The sequence below is a fragment of the Microbacterium sp. genome (assembly GCF_051860965.1).
In the GTDB taxonomy this organism is placed as follows: Bacteria; Actinomycetota; Actinomycetes; order Actinomycetales; family Microbacteriaceae; genus Microbacterium.
In genome coordinates this window covers 168,109-180,809 of record NZ_JBIMKU010000004.1, presented here as the reverse complement: position 1 = coordinate 180,809, position 12,701 = coordinate 168,109, and the positions used below count along the sequence as shown (strand labels likewise).

At 70.3% G+C, this 12,701-nt stretch carries 15 protein-coding genes; 10 read left to right on the top strand and 5 right to left on the bottom strand.

Features of this window, described 5'->3' with window-relative positions:
* Positions 1-12 precede the first annotated feature (12 nt).
* Positions 13-1,128 (bottom strand): TerC family protein, encoded by a 1,116-nt coding sequence (locus ACTIFV_RS09230; protein ID WP_439592492.1) that lies wholly within the window; start codon positions 1,126-1,128, stop codon positions 13-15.
* A gap of 228 nt (positions 1,129-1,356) precedes the next feature.
* Between ACTIFV_RS09230 and ACTIFV_RS09225 the strand changes: the two genes are divergently transcribed.
* Both ACTIFV_RS09225 and ACTIFV_RS09220 read left to right on the top strand, forming a co-directional pair.
* Entirely contained in the window at positions 1,357-1,935 is a 579-nt protein-coding gene (locus ACTIFV_RS09225; protein WP_439592491.1) for an RNA polymerase sigma factor, read from the top strand.
* Positions 1,932-3,071, top strand: a complete 1,140-nt coding sequence (locus tag ACTIFV_RS09220; RefSeq protein WP_439592490.1) for a DUF4349 domain-containing protein — start codon at positions 1,932-1,934, stop codon at positions 3,069-3,071. The genes ACTIFV_RS09225 and ACTIFV_RS09220 overlap by 4 nt, the downstream gene beginning before the upstream one ends.
* 47 nt (positions 3,072-3,118) lie before the next feature.
* On the opposite strand, the gene ACTIFV_RS09215 is transcribed toward ACTIFV_RS09220, so the two are convergent.
* Genes ACTIFV_RS09215 through ACTIFV_RS09205 form a run of 3 tightly spaced genes read right to left on the bottom strand, consistent with a single transcriptional unit; the run spans position 3,119 to position 6,147 of the window.
* Positions 3,119-3,742 (bottom strand): class F sortase, encoded by a 624-nt coding sequence (locus ACTIFV_RS09215; RefSeq protein ID WP_439592489.1) that lies wholly within the window; start codon positions 3,740-3,742, stop codon positions 3,119-3,121.
* A 7-nt stretch (positions 3,743-3,749) separates the two neighbouring features.
* The gene (locus ACTIFV_RS09210; protein ID WP_439592488.1) at positions 3,750-4,559 is read right to left on the bottom strand and encodes a DUF4397 domain-containing protein; all 810 of its coding nucleotides are present in this window, start codon (positions 4,557-4,559) and stop codon (positions 3,750-3,752) included.
* A 31-nt stretch (positions 4,560-4,590) separates the two neighbouring features.
* Positions 4,591-6,147, bottom strand: a complete 1,557-nt coding sequence (locus tag ACTIFV_RS09205) for a hypothetical protein (RefSeq protein ID WP_439592487.1) — start codon at positions 6,145-6,147, stop codon at positions 4,591-4,593.
* Between the two features lie 70 nt (positions 6,148-6,217).
* On the opposite strand from ACTIFV_RS09205, the gene ACTIFV_RS09200 reads away from it, so the two are divergent.
* The 8 genes from ACTIFV_RS09200 (at position 6,218) to ACTIFV_RS09165 (ending at position 11,244) form a co-directional block, all read left to right on the top strand.
* Positions 6,218-6,565 (top strand): DUF2834 domain-containing protein, encoded by a 348-nt coding sequence (locus ACTIFV_RS09200; protein ID WP_439592486.1) that lies wholly within the window; start codon positions 6,218-6,220, stop codon positions 6,563-6,565.
* 20 nt (positions 6,566-6,585) lie between these two features.
* The gene (locus ACTIFV_RS09195; protein ID WP_439592485.1) at positions 6,586-6,939 is read left to right on the top strand and encodes an HNH endonuclease; all 354 of its coding nucleotides are present in this window, start codon (positions 6,586-6,588) and stop codon (positions 6,937-6,939) included.
* Positions 6,940-7,040: 101 nt separating this feature from the next.
* Positions 7,041-7,502 carry a peptide-methionine (R)-S-oxide reductase MsrB gene (gene msrB / locus ACTIFV_RS09190; protein ID WP_439592484.1) on the top strand — a complete coding sequence of 154 codons (462 nt, stop codon included), beginning with the start codon at positions 7,041-7,043 and terminating at the stop codon, positions 7,500-7,502.
* The gene (gene msrA, locus ACTIFV_RS09185) at positions 7,499-8,053 is read left to right on the top strand and encodes a peptide-methionine (S)-S-oxide reductase MsrA (RefSeq protein ID WP_439592483.1); all 555 of its coding nucleotides are present in this window, start codon (positions 7,499-7,501) and stop codon (positions 8,051-8,053) included. Before msrB ends, msrA begins: the two co-directional genes overlap by 4 nt.
* Before the next feature lie 63 nt (positions 8,054-8,116).
* A complete protein-coding gene (locus tag ACTIFV_RS09180) occupies positions 8,117-8,698 on the top strand; it encodes a DUF2510 domain-containing protein (protein WP_439592482.1) in 582 nt (193 codons plus the stop codon).
* 235 nt (positions 8,699-8,933) lie between these two features.
* A complete protein-coding gene (locus tag ACTIFV_RS09175; RefSeq protein ID WP_214466252.1) occupies positions 8,934-9,137 on the top strand; it encodes a cold-shock protein in 204 nt (67 codons plus the stop codon).
* A 106-nt stretch (positions 9,138-9,243) separates the two neighbouring features.
* The gene (locus ACTIFV_RS09170; RefSeq protein ID WP_439592481.1) at positions 9,244-10,875 is read left to right on the top strand and encodes an FAD-dependent oxidoreductase; all 1,632 of its coding nucleotides are present in this window, start codon (positions 9,244-9,246) and stop codon (positions 10,873-10,875) included.
* Positions 10,876-10,899: 24 nt separating this feature from the next.
* Positions 10,900-11,244, top strand: a complete 345-nt coding sequence (locus ACTIFV_RS09165) for a UBP-type zinc finger domain-containing protein (protein ID WP_439592480.1) — start codon at positions 10,900-10,902, stop codon at positions 11,242-11,244.
* Here the strand turns inward: ACTIFV_RS09165 and ACTIFV_RS09160 are convergent.
* A complete protein-coding gene (locus tag ACTIFV_RS09160) occupies positions 11,241-12,653 on the bottom strand; it encodes a DUF5979 domain-containing protein (RefSeq protein ID WP_439592479.1) in 1,413 nt (470 codons plus the stop codon). The genes ACTIFV_RS09165 and ACTIFV_RS09160 overlap by 4 nt on opposite strands.
* Positions 12,654-12,701 lie beyond the last annotated feature (48 nt).

The window sequence follows — 12,701 nt, the reverse complement described above, 5'->3', positions numbered from 1 at the left end:
GCGCGGGCGTGCTCAGCGCTCGTCGGGTGCGGGCGGCTGCTCGACCGTGGGCGGGGTGCCCTTCTCGTCGGCGACGACCGCGGCTGCCGCATCGGCCGTCGGTGCGGCTCCCGTGCCGTCGTCGATGGATGCCGCCTCCGTCGACGACGTCTTCTCGCGCGCCGACGCGATCAGGCTCGCGATCGTCGCGACGGCCATCGCGACGATGATCACGCCCAGAGACATCCAGGTCGAGATCTCGGGCGCCCATTCGATGTGCTCGCCGCCGTTGATGAAGGGCAGCTCGTTGACGTGCATCGCGTGCAGGACGAGCTTCACGCCGATGAAGGCGAGGATGAATGCGATGCCGTAGTGCAGGTACCGCAGGCGGTCGAGGAGCCCGCCCAGCAGGAAGTAGAGCTGGCGCAGACCCATGAGGGCGAAGATGTTCGCCGTGAAGACGATGAAGGGGCTCTGCGTGATGCCGAAGATGGCGGGGATCGAGTCGATCGCGAACAGCAGGTCGGTCACACCGATCGCGACGAAGACGATGATCATCGGCGTGAAGATCTTCTTGCCGTTCACGACGGTGCGGATCTTCGCGCCGTCGTAGTGGTCGCTGATGTCGATCGTGCGACGCAGCACCCGCACGATGAAGTTCTCGCGCTGGACGTCGTCGTCGTGGTCACCGCCGGGGAACGCCTGACGCCATGCGGTCCACACCAGGAACGCGCCGAAGATGTAGAAGATCCAGCTGAAGTTCTCGATGACGGCGGCGCCGAGCAGGATGAAGATGCCGCGCAGGACGAGCGCGATGATGATCCCCACCATCAGGACTTCCTGCTGGTAGCGCCGCGGCACGGCGAACTGGCTCATGATCAGCACGAAGACGAAGAGGTTGTCGATCGACAGGCTGTACTCCGTGAGCCAGCCGGCGATGAACTGCCCCGCGAACTCGCCGCCCGCGAAGATCCACATGAGGCCCGCGAAGATCAGAGCGAGCGTGACGTAGAAGACGACCCACAGGGTGGACTCGCGCGTCGACGGGATGTGCGGGCGCTTGAGGATCAGCAGTAGGTCGGCGACGAGGATCAGGGTCAGCACGACGAGCGAGCCCACTTCGAACCAGATGGGGAGGTCGAGGTCCACGTCAGGGCCTTTCGGGGATGCGGGAGGGTCGGTGGATGCCGAAAGTCTCTCCCCGCGGACCGGACCGGCCCGCGACGTGCACCCGGGGCCGCGCTGTCGGGGCCCGTGATGACGGATGCACGCTGTCGGGATACTCCCTCTCGCGGGTTCCAGGATAGCGGTGCCCGCGGGGTCACGACGCCAGACGAGACGATCCCGGATACGGCGACACCTCCACACTGAGAGACAATGGTGCACACCGATGGCGAGGTGAGGGTGGAGACGACGCGCAGCGACGCCGAGCTCGTGGCGATGGCCGCGAGCGGCAGCGAGCACGCCTTCCGCGCCCTGTATCGCGCCTACGTGCGTCCCGTGTACTGGATGGCGCACGGGCTGGTCGGCAATCCCGCCGACGCGGAGGACGTCGCGCAGGAGACCTTCCTCGTGGCGTGGCGCAAGCTCCCCGGTATGGAGCTCGCGGGCGAATCGCTCCTCCCCTGGCTCGCGACGATCTGCCGCTTCCAGGCGGCGAATCGCATCCGTCGTCAGAAGCGCGACCGCGAGCACACGGGCGCGCACATCGACGAGGCGATGGCCTCGACGGTGGATGTCGAGCAGCAGGTGCTGGGCGCCGACCTGGCCGAGCGGATCCTGCGCGAGGTCGAGGGGCTCACACCGCTCGATCAGGACATCTTCCGCCTGTGCGCCGCCGAGGGATACGCCTACCAGGCGGCCGCCGAGGAGCTCGGTGTCGCCCACGGCGTCGTGCGCAATCGTCTCTCCCGCATCCGCACGCGTCTGCGGACGGTCGTCAAGGAGAGCACATGAACACGCAGCGGGATGACACGTCCCTTCCCGAGCCCGCGCTCGCGGAACTCAGCGACGCACGCATCGACGAGATCGAGGATGCGCTGTTCGCCGACATCGCGCGGGAGCGCCGGACCGACCGTGCCCGACGCGCGAAGCGCGGGCGCATCTGGATGGCGGGCGGCGCTGCGGCGGCCGTCGTGGCCATCGCCGCCCTCATCGCCCCCACCGTCGGCGGGATCGTCAGCGGCACCGCGACCGACGAAGCGGGGTCGGCCGTGGCTCCCGCGACCGACGGCGGCGTCGACTTCGCGACCACCCCGATCGACGGCGCGAAGCAGCTCGACGGCGCCACGATGTCGGGCGGCTCGGAAGAATCCACGTCCGTCGGCGACGCCGCTCGCGAGATCATCACGACGGCCTCGGCGAGCGTGACGGTCGATGACGTGCCCGTCGCGGCACGCAGCGTCGGCCGCGCCGCGGAGGCCCGGGGCGGCTACGTCGAGTCGATGAACGTCGGCACGACGGGAGTCGTGCCCGTCGATCCGAGCACGGGCATGTCGCAGGACTCGATGATCGCTCCGTATCCGATGGACGGCGCGTGGGTCACGGTGCGCGTCCCCACGGATCAGCTGTCGGGGCTCGTGGACGAGCTGTCGGATCTCGGCGACGTGACGGCATCCTCCATCAACCGTCAGGACGTCACCGAGCAGACGGTCGACCTTCGCGCGCGGATCGACTCCGCACAGGCATCCGTCGACCGACTGACCCAGCTCATGGCCGAGGCGACCAGCGTCGCCGACCTCATCGCCGCCGAGTCGGCGCTCTCGGACCGCCAGGCGACCCTCGAGTCGTACCAGCAGCAGCTCGAGATGCTCGAGGGGCAGGTCGAGCTGTCCACACTCACCGTGACGCTCTCACCCGTCGTCGAGACCGTCGAGGCCGACCCCGCCGGCTTCTGGGACGGACTCGTCGCGGGGTGGAACGGCCTCGTCGCGACGCTCAACGGGATCGTGATCGCGCTGGGATTCCTGATCCCGTGGGTCGTGGTCGTGGGCATCGTCGGCGTGGGCGTCTGGGCGATCGTCCGGGCGGTGCGCCGTCGTCGGCGTGCGGAGGCCACCGCGTCGACTGCGTCCCCGGACGACGCCGACTGACCGCCTGCGGACCTCGTCGGCACAGGTCGCGTCGCCGGCTCGGCGCCTCACGGACGCAGCGCGGCGAAGACGATGAGGTTGTCGGTGTAGTGGCCGATCGACGAGTCGAAGGAGCCTGCGCAGGTGATGAGCCGCAGTTCCGGAGCCGGGACGTTGCTGTAGACGGCGTCGCTGGGGAAGTTCGACTTCTCGGACTGCGCCGAGCCCGTCACGACGAAGGTGAGCACGGTGGCATCCGACATCGTCACGAGCACCTCTGCGCCGGGCGCGAGTTCGCCGATGCGGGAGAACACGGCGGGAGCCGTCACCGAGTCGACGTGGCCCGCGATGATCGCGGGGCCGACCGCCCCCGGCACGACTCCTCCGTCGTACCACCCGGCCAGATCGAAGTCGACGGGGGGCGTCAGCTCGCCCCCCGGACCCAGACCCAGCGACTCGAGGGCGGAATCGACCCCGATCGACGGGATCGCGACCCGCACGGGTGTCGCGGTCGAGACCGTCTCGGCCCGCGGATTCGGATCCTGGAGCCCCCCGGCCGCGAACGGGTCGGCCGTGGCGACGGGTGCGGGGGCGGCAGCGGGCTCCGCGTCCGCGCTCGCGCACCCCGCGAGCAGAACCACCGACAGCGCCCCCGCGGCGAGCGCCGCGAGGACACGTGCCGGTCTGCTCATGAGCGCGTCACTCCGCGATGGCGGCGAACGAACGCACGGTGACGGCATCCTTCGACGCCAGCCATCCGCCGCCCGTCTGCACGCCGCCGATCGGCACGAGAGCAGCGGCCGCGCTGTCGAGCACGGGCACGATCGTCAGCCCGCCGTCAGAGGTGTCCAGCACGAACAGCGAGGTGACCGTGCCGGCCGCGACGCTCACGTCGGCGGAGTCCGACACTCCCGAGCCGGTGAGGCGGAGGGTCCAGTCGCCGCCCGGGACTTCGGCGTAGTCGGTGGCGGTTCCCGCTTTCACCTTGCTCGCGATCGACACGCCGGTGGATGTGCGGACGTCGACGCTCGGGGTGAGGGTGGAGGCCTGGATGACGCGGATACGCGCGTTGCCCGCCGTCGGGGCCGTCAGGTCGTCTTGATACAGCCGCACCTTCAGCGACTTCGTCGGACCGTAGGCGGCTGCGGTCGTCGCCGTGCCGCCCGCGATCTTGACCGTCGCCGACAGGGCGAGCTTGGTCCAGTCGTTGCTCCCCGCCGGCACCATGCTGACGGTGTAGGAGCCGGTCGGAAGCGCCTGGTAGGGCGAGACGTCGCCGTAGCCGACCCCGCTGAGCTCGAAGAGGATCGATCCGCCACTGAGCGCGGCCACGCGCACGTCGACGTTCTTCGTCTCGGGCGAGAAGTGGCCGAGCCGCAGCCAGCCCATGTCTGCGACGGCGGTCCGAGCGGGTGGCGCGGCGGTGGCCGCCGCGGGAGCGGCCAGGGCGGCGACGAGGGCGATGGCTGCGACGACGATCGCGCCGCGGATTCTGCGGGTGACTCTCATGATGGGACTTCCTTGTCTGGCGTTCGGGCGATCATTCGGGCGAGGTCTCGGAAGGGAGGGGGAAGCGGAGGACGAGGTCGGCGCCGTCGACGGACAGCGCGTCCAGGGCGTAGTCGCCGCTCAGCGCGTCGAAGATGGCGCGCGCCTGCTCGGACGGTTCGGCTCCCGAGACGAGCGGCACATCACCCACGCCCGACAGCGACACCTGACGGAGGGTGCGCCCCTCTTCGCCTGCGATCACCGGCAGGTCGGTCACCGTGACGACGCCGACGGCAGCGAGCGCGCCCAGGACGGCGCTGATGCGCTCGTCGACGAGGCCGCTCGCGAGAGCGACTCGATCCGGCGTCGACAGCTCGACCGCGGGGTTGCGCGAGATCTCGGCGCCGAACTCGCGACGCGTCGCAGCGGCGGATCGCTCGGATGCCGCGGCGATGACCGCGCCCTCCGGCACGACGCGACGGATCTCGAGGTCGCCGAACGTCGCTGCCGGAACGGAGCTCCGGATCGCCGCGTCCGTCGTCGCATCCCCGCCGTCTCCCGCGGAGGCGACGTAGGCGATCTCGCGCCACTCGGTGGTCGAGGCATCCCCTGCCGTCAGCACGTCGCCGGGCGCCCACCCCGCGTCGACGAGGCCGGGGACCAGGGCGGCATCGACGATGATCGGCCGGCCGGGAACGGCATTGTCGATGAGCCAGGCTTGAGCGGCCGTCTGCGTGTCGGACAGAGCCGGGGCCGCGGCCGTCGCCTGCGGGGGGCTCACCGCCGTGTAGACGGCGGCTCCCGTGAGGAGTCCGACGATGGCGACGACCGGGACGAGGCTGATGACGATGGCCCTGCGGTCCGTCATCCATTCGCGCACCCGCGTGCGCACGCGGGTGGTGCTTCCGGCGAGTCGTTCGGCGGCGCTCAGCCGGCGCGGGAAGGGCGCGGGCGTCGCCTCGGGCACGCGCTCCACGGGCGTTACGACGGCGGGGACGTCGACTTTCTGCGGCGGGGACGCGGCCACGGCGGTGGGCGTGGCCGTCCGCGGGACGTACGGCGGCTTGGTGATCGCGGGCCGCTGGACGACGGAGATGGGCGCGGTGTCCACGGGAGCGGCGGTCCGCGACGGCGGCTCCGTCGCTGCGACCCCCTGCGGCTCCCGCGTCGTCGTGACGTCCTCGGCCGGGGCGGCGTCTCCGTCCGCAGATGCCTCCGCGCGCTCCCGCGGCGTCCCGGCCTCGATGGTCATGTGACCGTCGTGGACCGTGATGCGCTCGCCGTCGGTACGCGACTCCGCACCGGAGGCTGTGAAGTCCGCGTCGCGCGGCGCGCGGTCGCCAGTCGCTTTCTTCGCCTTCGCGGCGGGGTTCTTCGCGACAGGCTTCTTCGCTACAGGCTTCTTCGCGACGTCCTTCTGCGCGGCGGCCTTCTTCGCGACAGGCTTCTTCGCAGCAGGATTCTTCGCTACAGGCTTCTTCACGGCGGGCTTCGTCGCGGCAGGCTTCTTCGCGCTCTTCGTCGACGACGCGTGCGGGGAGTTCGCGGCCGACGACTTCGCTGGTGAGGTCGACGCCCCCGGTCCCCAGGAACTCTCGGGAGGAGTCATACCGGGGATTCGCAGTGCACGGCGATTCGGATTGCGCGGCGATAGCATCCGGGAAACGAACGGAGCACTCATGCGTCGCAACTGGACACCGCTCGCCGTCGCCTATCTCTGCCTGGCGATCGTCGGCCTCGTCGGCACGTTCGTGCTCAACGCCTGGACGGTCGTGCTCGGACGCGACTACTTCGGCGATCTGTTCGGGAGCGGCCCGGCCGTCTCGTCGATCGGGGTGGACCTGCTGATCGTCGCCGTCGCCGGTGCGGTCTTCCTCGTCGTCGAGGCTCGCCGTCTCGGGATGAAGCGCGCCTGGCTCTACATCGCGCTGTCCCTCGTGACCGCGTTCGCCTTCACCTTCCCGCTCTTCCTCGCGATGCGCGAGCGACGGCTGAGCGCCCGCGCGGCATCCGGAACCTCATCCTGACCCGCGCTAGCGTCGGCGGTATGGCAGTGGGACAGACCCGCAAGGCGCGCGCGGCGCGACGGCGGTCCCGGCGTGTCGCGGCATCCGGGAGCGATCTCACCGACGCCGAGTGGTTCCGGATCCTGGATGCGTGGGCACGCTGCGCCTACTGCGGCGCCGACGGCGTGGCGCTCCAGAAGGACTGCGTGCTGCCGATCTCGCGGGGTGGCCGGTACACGCTCGAGAACGTGGTCCCCGCCTGCCGCTCCTGCAACGCGAGCAAGTGCAACGAGGAGGTGACGTCGTGGATGCGACGGCGCAGACTCGACGAGCCGGCGTTCCTGCGATCGTGGGTCGAGGCCATCGGCCGCTTCCGCTCCGAAGCGGCGGGCTGAGAACTCACGGCGCGCTCCCAGTTTCGCGGGACCAAACCCGGCATGCGATCCGTTCTCTACAGTGACGCCCCAGCCAGGGGCGGAATCCCGGAGGGAATCCCATGAACGACTACCGCAGGACCCCAGAGGCCGTGAGCAGCCTCACCGACCTGCAGTACGCCGTGACGCAGGAGGCCGGCACAGAGCCGCCCTTCCGCAACGCGTACTGGAACAACCACGCCGCCGGCATCTATGTCGACGTCGTCTCGGGTCAGCCGCTGTTCTCGTCGACCGACAAGTACGACAGCGGCACCGGCTGGCCGAGCTTCACCAAGCCCATCGACGTCGATGCCGTGTCGACGAAGACCGACTGGAAGCTGCTCATGCCGCGCACCGAGGTCGTGTCGTCCGGAGCCTCGAGCCACCTGGGCCACGTGTTCCGCGACGGCCCACGGGATGCCGGAGGCCTGAGATACTGCATGAACTCGGCCGCACTGCGCTTCATCCCGGCAGCCGAGCTCGAGGCCGAGGGCTACGGCGCCTACCTCTCACTCTTCACCACCGATCAGGAGAACGGATCATGACCAGCGGACCCACCGACACCGGAACGATCACCCAGCACGCCGGCACCGAGACCGCCGTGCTCGCGGGCGGCTGCTTCTGGGGCGTCGAGGACCTCATCAGGCGCCAGCCGGGCGTGCTCAGCACGCGCGTCGGGTACACGGGCGGCCGGAACGACCACGCGACCTATCGCAACCACCCCGGCCACGCCGAGGCCGTTGAGATCGAGTTCGACCCCGCGCAGACGACGTATCGCGACATCCTGTCCTTCTTCTTCCAGATCCACGATCCGTCGACGAAGGACCGTCAGGGCAACGACATCGGATCGAGCTACCGTTCGGCCATCTTCCCGCTCTCGCCGGAGCAGGAGCGCGTCGCTCGCGAGACGATCGCCGACGTCGACGCGTCGGGACTCTGGCCGGGGAAGGCCGTCACGACGATCGAGCCCGCCGGTCCTTTCTGGGAGGCCGAGCCCGAGCACCAGGACTACCTGATCCGCTACCCCAACGGGTACACGTGCCACTTCCCCCGTGCCGGATGGGTGCTGCCCAAGCGCGCCGACGCGACGGCGTAGACGCATCGACACCGGATGCCGCGATCCCCTCGGGGGTCGCGGCATCCGTCGTATTGTCGAGACATGTCCTCCTCAGCGGAACCCGGCTGGTACGACGACGGCACCGGCAGACAGCGCTGGTGGGACGGCGCCCGCTGGACCGAGCATTACGTCGACCTGAACGAGCGCGACGTGGAGCTCCACACCGACGCGTCGACGCCGGCGATCAGCGCGGGGACGGCGGCGGGATGGTACGACGACGGCCGCGGACGCCAGCGCTGGTGGGACGGATCGCGGTGGACGGACCGAGCGCGGTTCAGCGGCGAGGAGCGCGCGCTCGCAGGCATCGTCGTCGATGGGCGGTGGATCCATTTCGGGATGCTGAGCCAGCCCGCCGCGGGCGCCCGGGCATCCGTCGAGTCCGGAGCCGAGCTGCTGCGCCGCGGCCGCCTCGAGAAGCCCGCGATCGCGCGCGTGCTGTACGGACCACGCGGGCAGATCACGCCGCACCAGCTCAAGCGGTCGGTCGATCCGCTGGCTGTGCACATCGTCGTCGACGTCGCAGGCCAGGTGTGGCTCACGTACGTCGCAACGGGCCAGGATGCCGAGGCCCGCGCGTTCGCCGGATGGATCTCCTCCGTCGGCGAGCACTACCGCTACCGCTGACCCCAGCCGGGCGTGCTAGTCTCGTCACGCCCACTCGGGTCACGCGTCGACTCCTCCGCGCATCGCACGGAGTTGCAGGCAGCATGACGCCCGGACGGTCGTCTCGACCTCCGCCCTCCCCCCATCCCACGACTGCATCCTCTGGATGCGTCCCCTGAATCGTCCGCTCCGCACACGTCGAAGCGGCACACATGGTCGCTTCGGCGGCCCGCAGAAGAAAAAAAGGTAGAACACGATGGCCACTGGCACCGTGAAATGGTTCAACTCCGAGAAGGGCTTCGGCTTCATCGCTCCCGATGACGGGGGTGCCGACCTGTTCGCGCACTTCAGCGCGATCACCGGAGAAGGCTACAAGGAGCTCCGCGAGAACCAGAAGGTCGAGTTCGAGGCCGAGCGCGGCCCGAAGGGCATGCAGGCGGCGAACATCCGTCCGCTCTGATCTCTCGATCTGAATCGGCCGGGGTGGCGAACGCCGCCCCGGCCGTTTTCGTTTCCCAGGTCCGGAACCGGCCCCCGAGGCTCGATGGGTCGCTAGCCTCGTTGCTGTGAAGGACGTCCAGCTCGATCCAGTCCAGCGCCCCACCCTCACCGACGACCAGTGGTCGAGGCTGCTCGCCTTCGGCGAGCCCCTCGACGTCGCCCCGGGCGACTACCTCTTCCGCTCCGGCGATCCCGACTACGACCTCATCCTCATCGAGGAGGGCGAGGTCGAGATCGTGCGCGATTCGCTCGGATGGGTCGAAGAGGTCGTCATCGCGAAGATGGGCCCCCGTTCGTTCGCCGGCGAACTCGGTCTGCTCAACGGGCAGAGCCCGTTCCTCTCCTGCCGTGCGACCGAGCCCGGCCGCATCCGCCGCGTCGACTATGCGGCGCTGCGACGCATCATGGCCGAGGACGACGAGCTGTCGGACATCATCCTGCACGCGCTCTGGGCACGCCGCGAAGGGCTGCGACACGGCCCCGCATCGCTGACCCTCAAGCTCGTCGGGCCGAAGTCCAATCGCGACTTCATGTTCCTGCGCCGCTTCGCCGAGCGCCTCGACCTCGTGCACACGGCGGTCGAGCTGGAGCCGGGCTCGCTCGGTCACCTCGACGACCACGGCATCACCGTCGACGATCTGCCCGTCGCCTTCCTCCAGGGCGAGCCGATGCTCCGCGCGACGCCCGGGATGGTGGCCGAGCGCCTGGGTCTGAGCTACCAGCCCCACGGCGACGAGATCGTCGACCTCGTCGTCGTCGGCGGCGGCCCGGCCGGACTCGCGGCGGCGATCTACGGCGCGTCCGAGGGCCTCAGCACGGTGCTCCTCGACTCGGTGGCTCCCGGCGGACAGGCCGCCGCGACCTCCCGCATCGAGAACTTCCTGGGCTTCCCGTTCGGCGTGAGCGGCGGCAGTCTCATCGGCCAGGCATCCCTGCAGGCCCTGAAGTTCGGCGTGCGCGTCTACGCTCCCTGCGAAGCGGTGGCTCTCACACCGGTCGGCGACAACCTCGACATCACGCTGAGCGACGGTCGCGTCATCCGCTCCCGCACCGCGATCGTGACCTCGGGCGCCGCGTACCGACGCCTGGACCTGGACCGCTGGGACGACTTCGAGGGCGCGGGGATCTTCTACGCCGCGACGCCCCTCGAGCTGCGTCAGGTCATGGACTCCCCTGTCGTCGTGGTCGGCGGGGCGAATTCCGCGGGCCAGGCAGCGCTGTACCTGTCGGCCAGCGGCTGCCCGGTGCGCCTCGTCGTGCGCGGCGACGACCTCGGCACGCGGATGTCGTCGTACCTCGTCGACCGTCTGCAGGAGGATCCGCACGTCGAGGTGCTCACGCGCTCGCGCGTCGTCGGGCTCGACGGCGGCACGTCGCTCGAGCGCGTGCGCATCGACCGCGTCGGCGAGGTGGAAGCCCGCGGCCTGTTCTGCTTCATCGGCGCGGAGCCCGCGACGACGTGGCTCACGGCCCTCGACCGCGACGACGACGGTTTCCTGCGGACGGGGACGGATGTCGCGATCCAGACCCTCGAGCAGTGGCAGCGGGTCGGGCGCGAGCCCCTGCCGTTCGAGACGTCGACGCCGCGCGTGTTCGCGGCGGGCGATGTGCGTCGGGGCTCGATGAAGCGCGTCGCGGCGGCTGTCGGCGAAGGCTCGAGCGCCGTGGCATCCGTGCACCGCGCCCTGGCGGGCTGAGCCGGGCACTGACAGGCTGAAGGCATGAGCGACGACATCGACCCCCGCGTTCCCCCGAGCGGCACGGGATGCCTCGAGTGCGACCAGACCGGCAGCTGGTGGGTCCACCTGCGCCGCTGCGCGAAATGCGGACACGTCGGATGCTGCGACGACTCGCTCAACAAGCACGCCACGGCGCACTGGCACGAGTCCGGGCATCCCGTCATGCAGTCGTTCGAGCCCGGCGAGGACTGGTTCTGGGACTATCGCACCGAGCGCACGACGCGCGGACCCGAACTCGCTCCGCCGCACAGTCACCCCGCATCGCAGACCGTGCCCGGTCCTGCCGAGCGCGTACCCGCGGACTGGCAGCGGGAGCTCGAGGGCTAGGAGCGCTGCCGACGACGGCCGCGCAGGACGAGCCACACGCCGCCCGTGAGGAGCAGCACGGCCGCCCCGAGCACGGGCACCGGCGCCGTCGCTCCCGATGGAGCGAGCGCCGGGGCGTACGAGTTGACCACCGCGGCGGCGGAGCCGCCCTGGGCGACCACCACCCGGCCGAGTCCCGTCGTGGTCACGGTGAGTGCCTCCGTCGTCGCGCCGTCGGTGGGCTCCGAGACCTCGCAGACCGCTCCGACGGGGATCTCGTCGATGACGAACTGCCGCGATCCCGTCGCACGGGCGGGGATGGTGAACGTCTCGTCGATGCCGCTGTCGCACGCGACGTCGATCGCGATCGCGCCCTGGCTCCCCGCCTCCGGACCGGAGATCGTCTTGGTCACGGTGAGGGCGGCCGTGAGCACGGGCACGGCGACGAACTCGGCGGTCGCGGTGACGTTCGCGACGACGTCGACGGTCTCGGCGAGGATGAGGCGCTGCGCATCATCCACCCCGGGCGTGTTGCCGTCGTAGATGTACACGTTGCCGCTCGGCACCTCGGACTCCCCCCGCGCCAGCAGCGTGACTTCTGCCCCGGGCAACGGGTCGGTCGGCACGAGCCACACCTGCGTGCCGTCGGGCACCGCCGTGCCCTGCGCGATCGGGGTCGTCGCCGACGCGTCGGCGTAGATCGTGCCGCCCGAGGAGAACAGCTCCGCGCCGGCCGCGGCGTTCGTGGCGATCGCGAACGGTCCGGCGGGTGTGCCGACCGGACCGGACTCGTCCGCGGGTGTCACGGTGAGCGACGGCGGGGTCGGGAACGGCAGCGGTGGCTGGACGCGTATCGCGTTGACGATCGCCTCGGTGTACGGGCGGATCGGATCGTTGGATGCCAGGACGAAGTAGTCCGTGAAGTACCAGATCGCCGCCTGCACGGCCGCGGCCCGGGCATTGACGTTCGGCGCCGACGCCGGTTCGTTCGTGTTCGGGTAGTAGTCGTTCAGCAGACGGGCGACGTAGCCGACGTTCGGCATGCCCGCCTGCTCCCAGCTGCCGTTGATGTATCCGAGGCCGGGGTACGTGTTCGTGCGGATGTCGATGCAGAACAGGCGCAGCTGCGTGCCCGTCTCGGCGCCCTGCGACGTGATGATCCCCGCGAAGTCCTGATTCGCGGTCGCGAATCCCGCCGGCGGCGCCGACGGATAGCCGACGCTGGGATCGCTCACCTCCGAGCCGATCGGCAGGCTTCCTCGAACACCCTGCCCCTCGGCGACGCCCGTCATCGTGATGTCGGTGTCGATGCCGTACGCGGGCGGCGGGCCGTCGTCGCCCGGCACGGCCAGGGCGGGCGTCGATGCCAGCAGGGCCGTGCCGACGACGGCGGCGACGACCCCCGCAGCGAACAGCGCTCTGCGACGCAATGGTTCCCCCCGTGCTCACTTCTCCTCGCAGACTAGTGCGCGCAGAGC